Annotated in this window: 14 protein-coding genes and 1 riboswitch; of the genes, 12 read left to right on the forward strand and 2 right to left on the reverse strand. The window is 38.6% G+C overall.

All coding sequences use genetic code 11. The annotated features are described in order from the left end of the window. The first annotated feature begins 43 nt into the window (after window positions 1–43). The 9 genes from JKG61_RS10995 (at window position 44) to JKG61_RS11035 (ending at window position 11,693) form a co-directional block, all read left to right on the forward strand. On the forward strand, window positions 44–1,012 hold the full coding sequence (locus JKG61_RS10995) for a Na/Pi cotransporter family protein (RefSeq protein WP_202103026.1): 969 nt from the start codon (window positions 44–46) through the stop codon (window positions 1,010–1,012). Window positions 1,013–1,240: 228 nt separating this feature from the next. Continuing rightward, window positions 1,241–2,317, forward strand: a complete 1,077-nt coding sequence (locus JKG61_RS11000) for a baeRF3 domain-containing protein (RefSeq protein WP_202103027.1) — start codon at window positions 1,241–1,243, stop codon at window positions 2,315–2,317. A 219-nt stretch (window positions 2,318–2,536) separates the two neighbouring features. Then, window positions 2,537–3,109 (forward strand): TMEM175 family protein, encoded by a 573-nt coding sequence (locus JKG61_RS11005; protein WP_202103028.1) that lies wholly within the window; start codon window positions 2,537–2,539, stop codon window positions 3,107–3,109. A gap of 503 nt (window positions 3,110–3,612) precedes the next feature. Then, entirely contained in the window at window positions 3,613–4,776 is a 1,164-nt protein-coding gene (locus tag JKG61_RS11010) for an aldose epimerase family protein (RefSeq protein ID WP_202103029.1), read from the forward strand. A gap of 83 nt (window positions 4,777–4,859) precedes the next feature. Continuing rightward, window positions 4,860–6,704 carry a glycoside hydrolase family 2 protein gene (locus tag JKG61_RS11015; RefSeq protein ID WP_202103030.1) on the forward strand — a complete coding sequence of 615 codons (1,845 nt, stop codon included), beginning with the start codon at window positions 4,860–4,862 and terminating at the stop codon, window positions 6,702–6,704. A gap of 52 nt (window positions 6,705–6,756) precedes the next feature. After that, complete coding sequence (locus tag JKG61_RS11020; protein WP_202103031.1) at window positions 6,757–7,794, forward strand: UDP-glucose--hexose-1-phosphate uridylyltransferase; 1,038 nt, start codon at window positions 6,757–6,759, stop codon at window positions 7,792–7,794. A 6-nt stretch (window positions 7,795–7,800) separates the two neighbouring features. Further along, the gene (gene galK / locus JKG61_RS11025) at window positions 7,801–8,964 is read left to right on the forward strand and encodes a galactokinase (protein ID WP_202103032.1); all 1,164 of its coding nucleotides are present in this window, start codon (window positions 7,801–7,803) and stop codon (window positions 8,962–8,964) included. Between the two features lie 16 nt (window positions 8,965–8,980). Further along, complete coding sequence (locus JKG61_RS11030) at window positions 8,981–10,657, forward strand: sodium:solute symporter family transporter (RefSeq protein WP_202103033.1); 1,677 nt, start codon at window positions 8,981–8,983, stop codon at window positions 10,655–10,657. 197 nt (window positions 10,658–10,854) lie between these two features. After that, window positions 10,855–10,956: riboswitch (SAM riboswitch) on the forward strand. Window positions 10,957–11,168: 212 nt separating this feature from the next. Next, window positions 11,169–11,693, forward strand: a complete 525-nt coding sequence (locus JKG61_RS11035) for an OsmC family protein (protein ID WP_202103034.1) — start codon at window positions 11,169–11,171, stop codon at window positions 11,691–11,693. A gap of 45 nt (window positions 11,694–11,738) precedes the next feature. Here JKG61_RS11035 and JKG61_RS11040 read toward each other — a convergent pair whose 3' ends face one another. Both JKG61_RS11040 and JKG61_RS11045 read right to left on the reverse strand, forming a co-directional pair. Next, on the reverse strand, window positions 11,739–12,503 hold the full coding sequence (locus JKG61_RS11040; protein ID WP_202103035.1) for a hypothetical protein: 765 nt from the start codon (window positions 12,501–12,503) through the stop codon (window positions 11,739–11,741). A gap of 129 nt (window positions 12,504–12,632) precedes the next feature. Then, window positions 12,633–13,619, reverse strand: a complete 987-nt coding sequence (locus JKG61_RS11045) for a helix-turn-helix transcriptional regulator (protein WP_202103036.1) — start codon at window positions 13,617–13,619, stop codon at window positions 12,633–12,635. 158 nt (window positions 13,620–13,777) lie between these two features. On the opposite strand from JKG61_RS11045, the gene JKG61_RS11050 reads away from it, so the two are divergent. Genes JKG61_RS11050 through JKG61_RS11060 form a run of 3 tightly spaced genes read left to right on the forward strand, consistent with a single transcriptional unit; the run spans window position 13,778 to window position 16,615 of the window. Further along, on the forward strand, window positions 13,778–14,596 hold the full coding sequence (locus JKG61_RS11050) for a siderophore-interacting protein (RefSeq protein ID WP_202103037.1): 819 nt from the start codon (window positions 13,778–13,780) through the stop codon (window positions 14,594–14,596). Next, window positions 14,589–15,263 (forward strand): VOC family protein, encoded by a 675-nt coding sequence (locus JKG61_RS11055; protein ID WP_202103038.1) that lies wholly within the window; start codon window positions 14,589–14,591, stop codon window positions 15,261–15,263. Before JKG61_RS11050 ends, JKG61_RS11055 begins: the two co-directional genes overlap by 8 nt. Further along, window positions 15,263–16,615, forward strand: a complete 1,353-nt coding sequence (locus JKG61_RS11060; protein ID WP_202103039.1) for an MATE family efflux transporter — start codon at window positions 15,263–15,265, stop codon at window positions 16,613–16,615. The genes JKG61_RS11055 and JKG61_RS11060 overlap by 1 nt, the downstream gene beginning before the upstream one ends. The last annotated feature ends 38 nt before the right edge of the window (window positions 16,616–16,653 follow it).

Raw genomic sequence — 16,653 nt, forward strand, 5'->3', positions numbered from 1 at the left:
GAGAGCGTCACTTAGACATCCGTATGTCAACAAAGGATTAAAAATGTACGAGAATTTTCAGACGATCATTATTATTATTGCTGCTATAGCATTATTTGTCTTTGCCTTACAAAGTTTTAGCAAAGAGATTGATAATCTTGGTACCGAACGTCTCGCCAAATGGATGAGTAAGATCACTAATCTTCCACTCGGTGGATTCTTAACGGGTGGGATCTTCACAGCAATAGTACAATCCAGCACGCTTGTTTCTACACTTACGGTGTCCTTGGTCAATGCAGGTATCATTACTTTTAGAGACAGTATAATGATTTTGTTAGGGACCAATATCGGAACCACATCGACAGCATGGATCGTTTCTATAAACTCAGATTTTATCGGTCCGTTTTTTATAGTATTAGGTTCTTTGATGAGCATGTTCCCTTCTCGGATAGCGATTGCAGGTAAATCAGTTTTTTTCTTTGGATTTATATTTTTCTCGTTAGCTTTTATAGGTGATGCTATGGAGCCTATAAAAAACAATGCCTATCTTATAGAAGTACTATCCAAGGCCGCTAACCCTTTGTTGGGTATTATATACGGTATTATTATTACGGTGATCATTCAATCTAGTTCTGTAGTGATTGGGTTAGTAATCGTGCTATTGGCACAAGGAACTATTAGCATTGAGGCCTCTATCCCCATTGTAGTAGGTGCCAATATAGGTACGACATCGACGGCATTGTTAGTTAGCCTCAAGTATTCTTCAATAGCTAAACTTGTAGCTTGGGCAGCTTCCGCTTTTAATATTATTGGTGTACTTATTATGTTCCCTTTCTTTGGAACATTACAAAATATTGCGGTTTCCTTCAGTGCTGTTCCCTCACTCCAGGTAGCAATGGCTTATACCCTAAGCAACACCTTTACCTCCATATTTTTTTTGCTGTTGATCGAACCTACTTTAAAATGGCTACAGAGTCACCGATGGTATAAGCCCGATTTTACAGAAGACGTAAAAAAAGTGGAGCCTCACTAGAGGTCCGATATATCACATAAAACCGTTATGTCTATGTTGTTTTAGTTATTACTAAGTTCAATATCAGGGAACACTTTCGTGCTCTAGCCCGGATTAAAAAATCTAATATTACCTAAAAATTAGACTAGAAATTCTATATACCGAGCCTTTCTTAACACTGCAAGACAAAACATTTTTTACTTTCTGCTGTTGTTTTCATATACTATTATGTAATAAAATTTGATATTTATGGCATTACAACGACAGCTCCAAGAGCTTGCTGAAAAACAATCTATGATTTCTGTTACTTTATCGCTCAATACACATCGGACCCACCCCGATAGCGCACAGGATTCCATTATGTTAAAAAACCTTATCAACGAAGCGAAACAGACAATTCTACAGCAATTTGATAAACGCACTGCACATGCTGTTTTAAACAAACTTGATGAACTTCCAGATCGCGTAGATGTACGCAATAATTTAGATAGTCTACATCTGTTTGTCAGTACCGACACATTGTCCATTATCCGTTCTCCTTGGTCCATTGAAAAAAACAGTGTTACCGTGGGCAATAGATTTGCTATTGCTCCCCTATTGAAAATGGCCAATCGAAGTTACGCGTATTATATACTGTTACTATCACAAAACGATACCCGAGTTTTTGAAGTAGCGGAAGACAACGTCACCCAGGAAATCAAGAATGAGGATTTTCCATTTGAAAATCCCTTATTTATCCGGGAACCTATACGTCGTAGCGATGCACGTACAGTGGACAATCACGTGCGCGAATATTTCAATCATGTCGATAAAGGAGCAGTTAAGCTCTACAATCAAACAAGCATGCCCTTTCTGGTCATCAGTCTAGACGAAAACTATACAGTCCTACAACAGGTAGCTGATAAAAAAGACATTTATATTGGACACAGTCCTGTTAACTATAACAAAACCACGTCATATGATCTTGCCAAGCAGGCTTGGAATACGGTAATAGAACTGCAGCATCAGGAAAGGACTCGTGCGATCGACACTCTGCGGGCTGGTGTTTCTCAAGGGCGGGTTCTGACCGATTTACAAGAGATATACTGGGCAGCACTAGATGGCAATGCTGCCCTCCTGATCGTACACGGAGACTTCCAACAAGCCGTAAACAAAGTTGGAGAAAGGGACATCGAGCTTATCGACGAAAAGGAAAGCTCTCCTCTTGATTACGATATTGTGAGTGCCATTGCGTGGAACGTACGTTCGAAAAATGGCCGTGTTGTATTCACTCAACAAGATCAGCTAAAAGAGCTTGGTGATATTGCACTGTTAACACGGTATTAGACCTTATAACTTATCCGTTGCATTCTCAAAAAACCGGAGAAGACAACGGATAAGTTTCTGTTTAACAGTATTATTGATTGTATACTATTTTTATTATTTTTACTTAAAAGTTTGGGGCTAAACATTTATATATGCGCTTCCAACATTTATTTTAGCTAGCAGCTATAATTTCTGTACCATCCCAAACCAATAGATATATCACCTTAGTTTATTTAAATCATGACAACAAATCGACTGGAAGCTTTCAGTGACGGCGTTCTTGCAATCATTATCACAATAATGGTATTAGGTTTAGAAATCCCCAAAGGAAGTGATTTAAATTCTTTATCTCCATTAGTACCAAAACTTCTTAACTATCTATTGAGTTTTATCTATGTGGGTATTTACTGGACCAATCATCACCACCTCTTTCAGGTCATTCAAAAGGTCAATGGTACGGTCCTATGGCTTAATCTGTTGCTTTTATTCTTTCTTTCTCTATTGCCAATTTCGACCAACTGGCTTAGTGAAAATAATCATGCAGCGTGGCCTGTCATAGTCTACGGCGTAGTATTGTTTTTAAGTAGTGTCGCTTTTGCTCTGATCGAAAAGTACGCGTTGCGACTCGACAGCCACAATGTAGCACTCCATCAATCCTTTAAAAACCGTAAGAAGGAAATAGTATCTACCTTACTGTATGCACTAGCTATTGCACTGGCATTTAGATTCCCTTATTTCAGTATATTCATTTACGCTTTTGTTGCTTGTCTTTGGATTGTTCCAGATCGTAGAATAGAAAAAATTTTGAAGTAATAAGGAAAAGTGGAAAGATTATTCCTTTTTTAAAAAAACCTTTGGATACCTGCCTAAATGACAAACGGACTAGTGAGCATTTCATCAGGATAAGAAATCCTATTGTACAACAATGATGAAACAAATCGACTACTCATAAAACAGAAACACGAGCAAAAAAAAGACCCTAAATCACCCTGATTATTAACACAGTAAGATTTAGGGGTCGAAATACTTTTGTTTATAAATACTTCAAAAAAAATAACTAATTTTAGAATTAGATTCTTAAACTTTATAATCAAAGTAAAATATATGAATTGCATACTGGATTTATTTATCCATCGTTAGCCTTTAAATTGACTTTACCAATCATAAACAGAAAAGATGCTAACAATGGATGTTTATAACTTTTTCAACGTGTTTTGACGACAAAAACTACTGATTAATAAGGCTAAGTAATATTTGAGTAAGTAACGATATAAAATAACCAATACTCACATATAAAAGTGATAGATAAATAGCTTATGAAAAACAAATCTAGTTTTATTGGAATATTAGTTTTCATTAACCTCCTAGCAGCCTGTCAGCATTCACGAACAAAAAAAGACGTTTATAGTATTTCTACAGAAGCAAGAATGGACAGTACGTCTTTCGCAGGAAAAGTGAATGGAAAAGCTGTACAATTATACGAGTTAGAAAACAAAAATGGTATACAAGCCTACTTTACAAATTTCGGCGCTCGGATTGTGAGTCTTTACGTACCAGATAGAGATAACAACTTTCGTGATATCATACTTGGATTTTCTAAAGCAACTGACTATAACAATCCGAAAGAACCTTATTTTGGCGCTATAGTCGGTCCATTTGCCAACCGGATAGCAAAAGGGACTTTCGTCTTGGACGGAAATACTTATAACCTCCCAATAAACAACGGGATCAATACATTACACGGAGGTTTTAAGGGCGTTCATTTTGCAAACTGGCAAGTACAAACGGTAAATGATTCTTCCATAACCTTTGCTTACACACTACCCGACCGAGCTGAAGGATTTCCTGGTAATATTTCTATGCAAGTAACCTACTTGTTAAATGATCAAAATGAGTTAACAATATCATATAAGGCACAATCGGATAAAACAACCGTTATCAATTTGACCAACCATGCTTATTTCAACCTAAATGGTGAAGGTAGCGGAACTATTTTAAATCATCAATTACAACTATTTGCAGATAAGTTTACACCTGTAGACAGCACTTTGATCCCCACTGGAGAGCAGAAACCTGTACATGGAACGGCGTTCGATTTTACTGCCTTGAAGGCTATTGGTAGAGATATTAACGCAAGCGATCAACAACTGCATTACGGAAAGGGATACGACCATAATTTTGTATTAAAAAAACAAACCGAAGATAAATGGTATAAAGCTGCTCATATAGTAGGCGATCAATCAGGCATAGTTATGGATATATTCACTCAGGAGCCAGGTATGCAGTTTTACAGTGGAAATTTCATGAACGAACAGGTACGATTGAAAAACGGAGCGAAGGATTCTTTCCGAACCGGATTTTGTTTAGAACCTCAGCATTTTCCGGATTCCCCCAACCAGCCAAATTTCCCATCTACGGAGTTACCCGTAGAAAAAATCTATCAAAGTAAATCTCTTTACAGGTTTTCTGTTAAGTTTTAAACAACAGCCCAACAGTATCCACACATCTATGCACTGTAAATAGCAAAATCTATTAACCAATAAATCTTATACTTTTTATGAAGATGATGAAATTCTTACTCTTTAGCGTTTTAATGATAGTGGTATCATTAAGAAGTCTCGCGCAAGACTGGAAACCGATCGACAGTCATATTTTAACATCATGGGGAGAAAATTTGAGTTCTGACAAACCTCACCCCGAATACCCTAGGCCTCAATTAATCCGAACTAATAATTGGCAAAATCTAAATGGGTTATGGAAATATGCGATCAGGAGTGTTAAAAGTGTCGAAATTCCGAGTCAATGGGACGGTAATATTTTAGTTCCCTTTGCGATCGAGTCGGCCTTGTCAGGAGTTGGACTAGAAGTCGGTAAAGACAACGTGCTTTGGTACAACAATTCTATTTTGTTAAATAAGCTGGTCAACAAGAACAAGGTACTCCTTCACTTTGGAGCTGTAGATTGGCAGTGTGATGTATTTATCAACAACAAACTAGTTGGAAGACACGAAGGTGGTTTTGACCCTTTCTCAATGGATATTTCGGCTTTCTTAAACAAAGGGAATAAACAAGATATAACCATACGCGTATGGGATCCAACAGATGATGGCCCTCAGCCCAGAGGCAAACAGGTTAAAAATCCACATGGTATTTGGTATACACCTGTAACAGGGATATGGCAGACTGTATGGGTCGAAAGTGTACCGGAGACCTACATCGCAAATACAAAACAAACTCCCCATTTGGACAAGGGCAGCTTATCCTTTCAAGCGCGTGTTGAGAGCTCTCAGCCCGATGATCGAATTAAAGTCATAGTTCTCGATGGTGAAACAATTATACTAGAGCAGTCCGGCGAGCCCAATACTGAATTTGAACTTTTAGTTCCTGGGCTGCAACCGTGGTCTCCAACAAATCCCAAATTGTATGATTTGAAAATTCAACTGATAAGAAAGGGAAAGGTCATCGATAATACGAAAAGCTATTTCGCAATGCGTAAGATTTCCATGAAAAAAGATCAACAGGGTATCCAACGCTTATTATTAAACAACGAATTTTGCTTTCAGTATGGCCCTCTAGATCAAGGATGGTGGCCCGATGGACTCCATACAGCACCGTCCGATGATGCATTAAAATATGATATTATCAAGACTAAAGAAATGGGGTTCAATATGATTCGTAAACACATAAAAATAGAACCTGCGCGTTGGTATCGTCATTGTGATAGCATTGGCATGTTGGTTTGGCAGGATATGCCAAGTGGAGACCTTGGTGGCAACCATTGGGATATGCAGCCTGGGAAAATATCAGCAGGTAATCGTGACAAAGAGCGATCTTCTGTATCCGAGGCATACTATAGAAAGGAATGGAAAGCCATAATGGAGTGCTTACACAACTTTCCAAGTATTGTGATGTGGGTACCATTCAATGAAGCATGGGGACAGTTTAAGACGAAGGAAATTACGGAATGGACTATCGCCTATGATCCTTCACGGCTTGTAAACAGCGCCAGTGGAGGTAACTTTATGGCAACGGGAGATATCTTGGACATTCACAACTATCCCGACGCAGCGATGCCTGATCCTTCTTTGTTTGGAGCCCAGCAAGCTTTAGTTCTTGGAGAATTCGGAGGGCTAGGGCTTCCTATTGAAGGGCATACTTGGCAACAAAAAAACAATTGGGGATATCAAAGTTTCAAAAACAAGTCAGAATTATTAGACCGTTACAAGGGACTCATACATGACCTGAGTAAATTAATATCAATGGGATTATCCGCCGCAGTATATACCCAAACTACCGATGTTGAAATCGAAACAAATGGTTTGATGACCTATGATCGTAAGGTCACCAAAATCCCTGAAAATGATCTAAATACTCTGCACCAAACGCTATATAAAGTGTCGGTGAAATAAGGTTTAGGTTTTCTAAACTTATTAAAGTAACATTAGATACAAGTTTTATCTCATGATAGATTTTGAACAACCACACCTAAGGACAAATATTTTAACAGGCGAAAAAGTATTGGTATCGCCACATCGTTATAAAAGACCGTGGCAGGGCCAAATAGAGGACGATACGGAACATGATTTACCACATTATGATGCCTCATGTTATTTATGTCCAGGTAATAAGCGTGCTAGCGATATTGTCAATCCAATATATCGCGGCCAGTATGTTTTTAAGAATGATTTTTCAGCGTTATTACCGGATAAGGTTGAAAAATCATTCGACATAGCAAATATCCTACGGGCCGATGCAGAGAGAGGGCTTTGTAAAGTCATCATTTTTTCCCCAAAGCATAATTTAACCCTACCAGAATTGTGCAGGGAAGAGTTATTAGGAGTCGTAAATACTTGGCAACAAGAGTTTAAATCATTACAACGTAACAAATGGGTAAAATACATACAAATCTTTGAAAATAAAGGAGCTATCATGGGGTGTAGTAATCCTCACCCACATGGCCAAATCTGGGCCCAGCAATCTATACCCACAGAAATAGTAAAGGAATCTAGTCAATTTAAGGAACATTTTGAAAGAACGGGTAAGTCAATTTTGATTGATTATCTAAAAATCGAAATGGAAGAAAATAAACGGGTAATTATTGACAACGCACATTTTTTAGTCGTCGTACCTTTTTGGGCTTCTTGGCCCTATGAGACGCTTATAATCAGCAAAAGACAAGTTCAATATATCACTCAATTTACCGAAGAAGAAAAAATAACGCTCGCTGATACACTCAAAGAACTCACAACGAGATATGATAATATCTTTAAAACATCATTTCCTTACTCTGCCGGCATGCACCAAGCGCCTATAAACGACGGCAAACACCCAGAATGGCATTGGCACATGCATTTTTATCCCCCACTTCTACGTTCCGCGACCGTCAAAAAATTTATGGTAGGATATGAAATGTTAGCTAATCCGCAACGAGATATTACTCCTGAGCACGCAGCGCAGATCTTGTTAGACCAACCTATCCAACATTATAAAACACTTTGATAAGCAATGATACAGATACATCAATTAAAAGGCCTATATCTTGAACAATTTGGAAGTAATCCAGCTATATTGGCTAAGTCTCCGGGACGTATCAATATTATCGGTGAGCATACAGATTATAACCTGGGTTTAGTTCTACCTGCAGCAATTAATAAATATATTTACATAGCCGTTGGAAAACGAAGTGATTTTAAAATCCATCTGTATTCCGCGGATTATACAGAGACATATAGAGCACCCTTGGCTGATGATCCAGAAGCAGCTCCAATATGGGCAAAATATGTAATTGGTATAGCCCAAATCCTAAAAAGAGAACACATAAAACTTGAAGGGTTCAATGCTTATATTATTGGAGATGTGCCTCTAGGTGCAGGCCTTTCCTCTTCAGCAGCGTTGACTTGTGTAACGGGCTTTGCATTGAATCACTTATATAATCTCAACTTATCACGACTTGAAATAGCAAAATTCGGACAGCAAACCGAACACGAAAATATCGGTGTAAAATGTGGTTTAATGGATCAATTTGCCAGTTGTATGGGAAAAAAAAACAACCTCATAAAACTTGACTGCCAAGACCTGTCCTTCAAATACATTCCTGCTGACTGGTCAAACTATGAAATACTATTACTGAATACCAACGTGCATCATAGTCTTGCATCTTCAGCTTACAACGATCGACGTGCCGCTTGTGAACAAGGTGTTGCTTGGGTAAAGGAACATCACTCAAGTATACAATCCCTTCGAGATATAAGTATAGAACAATTGGAACGATATGTAAAACCACGATCTGTAGAAATATATACGAAATGTAAATTTATAATACAGGAAAATCAACGGCTTCAGGATGCCTGCATATCTCTAACAATGGGCGATTTTAAAAAATTAGGTGAATTAATGTTCAAAGCACACTGGGCATTAAGTAAAGAATATGAAGTCAGTTGCGATGAGCTAGACTTTCTTATCGAGTCGGCCGAAAATAACCATGAAGTAATAGGTGCGCGTATGATGGGAGGTGGTTTTGGCGGCTGCACAATAAATATCATACAAAAAGGTCGTAGCCAACCATTCATTCAAGAAGTAGCCCCAAAATTCAAAGCTCGCTTTGGTTTTGAATTAACCCCTATCCATGTAGCAATAGCCGATGGAGCAAGTTTGATACAAGAATATTAACAACAAAACTTAAGCCATGAATACGAAAGATTATATTGTCTTTTTAATTTATTTTACCGTAATAGCAGCATATGGTCTATATATCTACTACAAGAAAAAGTCTGCCGTACAGGATTCTAAAGATTATTTTCTTGCAGAGGGCTCTTTAACCTGGTGGGCTATAGGAGCGTCATTAATAGCATCAAATATCTCTGCTGAACAGTTTATCGGCATGAGTGGTTCAGGATTCAAGATGGGGCTAGCGATAGCTGCCTACGAATGGATGGCCGCTGTAACATTAATTGTCGTAGCCATATTCTTCATACCCGTATATCTTAAAAACAAGATATTCACTATGCCACAATTTCTCCAACAACGGTATAATAAGACTGTAGCTATGATTATGGCTGTTTTTTGGTTGTTATTATATGTTGTAGTCAATTTGATGTCCATCCTATACCTAGGAGCAGTGGCTATAAGTGGAATATCCGGTATTGATATTGGCACCTGTATAGTACTTCTTTCTCTATTTGCTATTTTCATCACATTAGGTGGAATGAAAGTAATCGGCTATACCGATGTTATTCAAGTGTTAGTTCTTGTTATCGGAGGTATGGTAGCCATGTATATTGCACTAGATATAATAGCTGAGGGTAAAGGTATATTTACAGGTTTTAATAATTTACACAAAGGAGCTTCCGAACATTTTGATATGATCTTTAACAAAGAGGACCCCAATTATATGGATCTTCCGGGCTTAAGCGTTTTGTTTGGTGGTCTATGGATTGCGAATCTAAGCTATTGGGGGTGTAATCAATACATTACGCAGCGCGCTTTAGGAGCTTCGCTACCCACGGCGAGAAATGGCTTGCTATTTGCAGCATTTCTCAAATTATTAATGCCTCTTATCGTGGTGATTCCTGGAATTGCTGTTTATTATATTATTAAGAATGACTTAGGCGTAATTAGTGCCGACAGCCTGACGACGAGTTTAGGGATACAAGATCCCAATAAAGCATATCCCGTCTTATTATCCCTGTTGCCTACTGGATTTAAAGGCTTATCATTTGCTGCCCTAACAGCGGCGATAGTTGCTTCTCTAGCGGGTAAAGCAAACAGCATCGCAACAATCTTTACATTAGACATATATAAGCAAGCTTTTAATAAAGACGCTAGCGAAAAAAAGCTTGTTAATGTGGGAAAAATAACGGTTATCATATCATTGTTATTAGGCATGTTACTTGCCCTCGTTGTTGGTGAATTACTAATGGGTGAAGGAAAACAAGGGTTCCAATATATTCAAGAATATACTGGATTTGTATCGCCTGGCATATTTGCCATGTTCATTTTTGGCTTCTTTTGGAAAAAAACAACTTCTAATGCGGCTCTATTCGCTACGATAGGAGGATTCATATTTTCTATAATCTTAAAGTTTTCAGGACATTTGATGGATCTAAAATTCTTATCTGCCATAAACTTCGCTATTCCGAATGCACAGGGTATTTACGAAATTCCATTTCTTGACAGAATGTCTATCGTTTTCCTCGCATGTGCTCTAGGTATGATAGTTATTAGTTTATACGAAAATAAAAAAGGTATTAAAAGTAAGGGGTTAGAAATTGATCCTAAAATGTTTAAAACGTCCACCACTTTTGCTGTTGTCTCATTATTGATTGTGGGCTTAACGGCAGCACTCTATATCATGTTTTGGTAAAACTATTTATAAAGAGATTACACAACTCGGTAAAATACTTGTGATTATGATTCGTGGCGATGGACTAGCAAACAAATAGGGATCAATGGTATTTGTAAAGTATAATTTTTAAATATAAAACAGAGATAGTGTATTTTTACAAAAAAAACACTATAATTGTACTTAAATAAGAGAAAGACCTCCTTAAAAAGAGTCTTGATTTATAAAGAAGTGGTGAGAGACAGGCTCTGCGACCCACTGGCAACCATCAAGCGATTGAACGGTGCTAAGTCCTGCCCCAATGAAGGGAAATATAAATAGAAGACATTATGAAAATTACACATACCTTATCCTTTACAGGAATAGACTGTACATTTACTAGAATTGGTATCCCTTATTGCCTCTGTATTTGTATAATATCCTGTTAAATTCCATTTATTAGCGAAAAAACAGATTCTGTATTGTATGCAGGACTATTGTCTATTAATGGTAATACCTAGAACTATTTTTCAATTTATTATATTTATTTAACATGTCAGAATTCGTAAAACAATCATTAGGTACGCTTATCCAAGAGTTAAAGACCGACACAGAGAAAGCAAAAGTTAGTTTTGAAGCAACTTCGGTTTTAGAGGAAGGCGTACGAGTAAATAGTAACGTAAGACAATTTGAATTTAAATTCGATGAGCCACAATTACTAGGAGGGCAAGATGATGCTCCCAATCCTGTAGAGTATGTATTAGCTTCGCTAGGAGCTTGTCAAGCCATTGTGTATAGAGCTCTGGCTTCTTTGAAAGGTATACAACTTGAAAATGTAACGGTCAAAACTAAGGGAGATCTAAATCTACAAGGGTTCTTAGGGATTGACAGTAATGTTCGTCCGGGATATGAGAAAATCACTTTTGAAACGATCATTGTGTCGGATGAGGATCCCGAGAAGCTGCAAAGACTAGCGGAACAGGTGGATGCTATATGTCCCGTATTGGATATTGTATCTAGACCCGTAAAAGTCGAAGGAAAATTGACGATTCAGCGTACACCTGAAGTGGTCGGTTAGTAAATATGTTAATTCGGCTTCTCCGGTGGAGAAGCCGAATTAATTCTAAATTTTACCGAGCAGCACACCAAAGCCAATACCTAAGAATACACCACGACCAATACCTTTACTCCTAAAATCAAATCGCGAGGTCTCTACCCCATCCGTAGTTTCGATCAAGTGGGCGGTGGCGGCTTGTAATGGATGATGGTATCTAGCATTCAGTGCTAGATATGTTTTACGACTCAACTGATAATTCGTAGATAAGCCGATATGCGTTGTCAAAAAAGAAGAGTTTCTTTCATAAGTGAGTTCTTCTTTAGGGGCATTCCCTGTTTTTTTCCATTTATAACTATCTTTATCAGCAAGGTAAGTATCATAACCGATACCTAAACTGGGATATATACTCCAGTTCCCATATTCTATCCGATATAAAGCACCTATTTCCACAGAAGGCTTTACATAGGAAATCGGCCCCAAGAAAGCATTTCCAAAATCTTCAAAAAAAGACTCTATAATACTCTGTTTGTAGCCAGTTGGCTTTATTTCTTTATAATAATTAACGTTAATACCCGCGTACCATCCAAACCGAGATGAAAATAGATGGGTAGCACGAACGCCTAAAAAAGGGGACACAGCGGGTCTGCTTCCGAAGATAGCTGGATTCTTAGTATCAGTCCTAGAAGTGAAATCGAAGTTGGGTCCCACTGTAAAATCCAGTTTAAAACGAGATTTAAATGTTGGTTTAGAATCCAGGTTCTGTGCTTTAGCACTAGAAAACACCAATGTAGAAGCAAAAATAAGAAGTTTTGAATAATGTAAAGGTTTCATATAATAGGGTATAATTTAACAATATTAATATCTTGTATTTAATCTCTCAAGTATAACGAAGTCTTAAAGAAATAGCTACAAGAGGACCTATGAAAAATAATCTAAACCTTGTTGAATACGAAATCCATATCAACAACTTTTTACTTGGCTTGGTAAAGTGTTGTACTTTCTTTTGAAAGCAGATGTAAAATGTTGTGGGTTCTTGTATCCTACTGCATTGGAAACTTCAGCAATGGTCATTTCGTTTTGTTGGAGCATTCTCCGGGCCTCATCCATTCTAACGTTATTCCAATAGCCAAATACTGTTGTGCCAAACAATTCTTTGAAGTTCTTTTTGAGTGTAAATTCATTGGTGCCTACTTGATGCGCAAGTTCTGTCAAGGTGCATGTTACAGACAGGTTAGTCTGCATGAAATCGCGCACCGCGTACATTTTTTCGATATCACCCCTTTTTATTAATTGCCCCATATGCTGCTGATTATACAGTTGTTCCAATTGTAGTAATAAGAGCTCAACAACCTTAGTTTCTAAAAATATTCTTTTAAATAAGCCTTTACGCTTACATTGTATAATCTCCTTTATCACCTCAAACATCGCTATACTGATCGATTGATGCTGATCTGCAATAAGAGTGGACGAGCCAAGCTGCATCTGTTTTCTAAATTGATCGAAAAGATCACACCCATCATTAGGCAGGAATCTTTCGAAAAAAGAAGGCGCCATATTGACCTCAAAAATGCGTAGTTGTTTCTCTCTCCACTCCATCTTTCCACGAAAACTATTAGCATATATGATATTGTGTTGGTTTGCCACAAAGTTTATTTGTTTCTCAAAGTTTTGCGAGGAGGCAAATGTATTACCATCTAAAGCAAAGTGCATCTCCACACTTTCATAATCACTGTCAAAATGAAGATGGGTATGTTTAGCCAAAGCCACATCACCGTAGCTGATACGTAGATCCTTTGTATGGATCTCGTGGTAAAAACCACTAGCCATTGGATTATCCAAAACAATTTTATGTTCACGATATTCTTCACTAGCATCTAATTGATCCTGTGGATGTTCTCTTGAAAAACTGAGTTCAGGTATATCTGTAGCGTATAGATTCAATCCCATCCTATTTGCATTTCTCTGTTAATTCCTGTATAGTGTATCATAATAATCCCTTATACGGCTTTCTTGCTCCCTAATGCGTTAGCGTTTTATACAATCATATCGATACCTTCGCAAAGGTAATTATTATTTAGAACTATTCTTAATAACTAAACAGAAATATGAGTAAAGTAAATTTTAAATCCATTGAAGCGACACTGACGGTAAGTCGAAAGGAATACATGACGCCACATTATATCCGAATATATCTGACAGGCGACCAGATTCCGAGATTCGCTAATACCACTATCGGCGTAAACAACAAAATCTTGATCGCCCCCAAAGGCGTAGAACAAATACACTTTCCAGAATTCGATTACGAAAAAATGCAATGGAAACCAATGCCCGAAGAAGTACGTCCCAGTATAAGAACCTACACCCATCGCGGGATAGACTTGGCATCAAATGAGATTTGGATTGATTTCGTAGCACATGGCGATGAAGGTCCCGCATCGGCGTGGGCCAATAATGCAAAAAAAGGGGATCTTCTTGGCGTATTAATGAAAGATGGCAAAACCGAACTTTACGCCAAAGCAGACAACTATTTTTTAGTGGCGGATGCAACAGGAATTCCCATTATAGCAGCCATCCTCGAAGATCTTCCCGCTGAAGCTCAAGGCACCTGTATTATTGAAGTGCATGGCACAGAAGATAAACAAGAATTACGCACAAAAGCCAATATCGAGTTTATTTGGTTATATAATGAGCATCCACAACAGGGAAGTGAGCTCGCCGAAGTTGTAAGACAGCAAGCATTACCGGAGACTTCTCGTTCAGGGTACGTAGCAGCCGAATTCTCTTCTGTAAAAGCTATTCGTCAATATTTAAGAAAAGAAATGGGATGGAAGCAGCAAGAACTTTATGCCTATTCCTATTGGAAGTCTGGTGTAGCCGAAGACAAGTCAATAGCGGACAGGCAAAAAGAAAAAGACAGTGAATAGTGCCGATAATCTACAGCTCAGTCACGTACTGTACCGCGTACAAGATCTTCACAAATCCGTCCAGAAACTGCAAGACGCCGGCTTTATGGTCGAATATGGAACCACTCCCAAAAAAGCCTACAATGCACTGATCTGGTTTGAAACAGGTGTATTTATAGAAATCCACAAAAGTTCGGGACTTTCCTCCCCTATAAAGTGGTTGATGAAGACATTGGGCTATCAATCGGTTTTAAACCGTATGCACAAGTGGGATGACATCGAAAATGGGTGGTGCGAATGGTCCTTAGAATCAACAAATGTAGATCTCGCCTCCCAACGCACCTTTTTTAAGGAGCTGCAAATACCATTCAAATTCCATAAGGCCAAACGAAAGGACGATAATAGACGTACCTTGCGTTGGGAGCTAATGATGCCCGGTGCTATAGACTTTCCTTTTATCATGTCAGCATATCGGTCCAATCCAAGACCCCAGTCAATCAGGCACCCTAATGGCATCCAAGGCGTATCCAACATCATTGTAGGAAGAGAAAATCTGGACACAGTATTGTTGGAAAAATTGATGCCCCAGCAAAGCGGACTGGAACTAGTGGATGGAAAAAAAGGACTACAAACTGTTGAATTCATAAATAGCAAACTGACAATAGAAAAAATTCTCCAATCAAAGTAATGGAACAACAACGCACATTAATACTCAACAAACCTTTGCCCAAGGTTATGTGGCAATTGGCATGGCCCGCAGTGGTAGCGATGGTCCTGTATGGTATGAACAATTTTCTAGATGGTATATTCGTTGGGCATTTGATTAGCAACAATGCGCTAGCAGCAGTAGGTGTAGCCTACCCCCTAGCGCAATTTGCACAAGGATTAGGTACCCTTATCGGCACAGGAATGGGGGCTGCAATCAGCATTTGGATCGGAGCAAATAACCAAGAAAAATTAGAAAAATCTTTTGGCACAGTCAATTATCTAACCATTCTGTTTTCTATATTCGTTACCGTTCCCTGTTACTTCTTCGCCGAACAATTGGTGTACATGATGGGAGGAAGAGGAGAAATACTTGATCTGGGTACCCAGTATTTTCAAGCGACTATCTTAGGAAGCTTCTTCTGGATATATGGTCTGGCCATGAACATGATTATCCGAGCAGAAGGAAGAATGAAGACTGCTGCATGGATGATCGCTGTGGGATTGCTGGTCGATGTTGCTTTAAAACCGATATTCATAGACACCTTTGGTTGGGGAGTAGCCGGTGCAGCTTGGGCAACCAATATTTCCATGATCATCTACTCCCTATTAGGAGTTTGGTACTACGCCAGTGGAAGGACCTCATTCAAAACCCAGTTCTGGTCTGTAAAGAAAGACAGCGCCATTATGAAAGAAACACTTTCCTTAGGCATGCCAGGCTTTATTATGATGGTCATGATCGTGGTGCAAAACATTGTCGTATTCAATGCCCTGGCAAAATACGGCAACTCCGCTGACATCACATTCTTCACCGCCGTCAATCGTTTTTACATCCTTTTGAATACCCCTCTATGGGGGTTGATGCGAGCGTTGCAACCCGTGGCAGGGATGAATTACGGATCCAAACAATATGATCGCAGTATTCGATCCTATCGCCTGTTTTCCATCACTGGTCTTCTTATTTTACTGCCCTTTTGGCTATTCGCGATGTTCAGTCCGGCAGAATTGTTGGCCATAATGATCCCTCATATGGCATTTTCAACCGCGCAATTGATAGACTTTCGAATATACATGAGTGTCTTGTTAGCATTGCCCTTTGTATTTATGGCCATGGTATGGTTCCCTTCTGTTGAAAATGCTAAACCTGCGACTGTTATTACGATACTACGTCAACTGGTATTCTATATTCCAATATTACTTATCGTGCCACCGCTGTACGGAATCAGAAGCATCTACTTAGCATCCGCTGCTATTGATTGGATTGTCTTCGGAATGACAATCTATGCTGTAACACGAAGTGCAAAAAAAATCAGAGCTTCAGTGCTGCATGTTTAAAGTTGCAACACAACAACTAGTAATCTTAAAAACTCAAA

The sequence above is a fragment of the Sphingobacterium faecale genome (assembly GCF_016746095.1).
Classification (GTDB): Bacteria; Bacteroidota; Bacteroidia; order Sphingobacteriales; family Sphingobacteriaceae; genus Sphingobacterium; species Sphingobacterium faecale.